1 protein-coding gene is annotated in these 489 nt (G+C 39.9%); it reads right to left on the reverse strand.

What is annotated here, in order from left to right; translation table 11 throughout:
- Positions 1 to 46 precede the first annotated feature (46 nt).
- Positions 47 to 489: flavin reductase family protein (locus tag AAEY62_RS20245; RefSeq protein WP_350635978.1), on the reverse strand; the 443-nt coding region annotated here is incomplete at its 5' end.

Consider the following 489-nt stretch of genomic DNA (forward strand, 5'->3'; position numbering starts at 1 on the left):
ACTCTACAGTGTATTAAAAGCTACAAATAATGTATTTGCAGCATGGTTACTTTTTAGCATAAGGCAGGCGCATTAGTTTGTTAGTGCTGTGGTAGCTATCGAGCCCGCTTATGGCTACTGTATCTATGGCCTGTAAGTCTAAAAAGCCATCGCTTTGCAGTGCCGCTTCATCTAAATATACGTCCATTATTTCGCCAATCACAAGCTCAGTACCATTGACTGCTAAATGCTGATGTTCAATGTATTTTACCGCATATTTTAAGCGGCTTTGTTGTACAAATGGGGCACTAAATTCATTTAAATACTCAGGGGTTAAACCGGTGGCAGCAAACTCTGATTCGTTTTTATCATAACGCGCCGAGGTTTGATGTGCTTGCTGATAAATAGCACTATTAACATGATTAATAGTATAAACACCGGTTGCTAAAATATTTTCGAAAGTGTGACGGGGAACGCTATGGGGGCGTATTATCATACCAATTAATGGCG

The sequence above is a fragment of the Pseudoalteromonas sp. GW168-MNA-CIBAN-0100 genome (assembly GCF_040309225.1).
GTDB lineage: Bacteria > Pseudomonadota > Gammaproteobacteria > Enterobacterales > Alteromonadaceae > Pseudoalteromonas > Pseudoalteromonas arctica.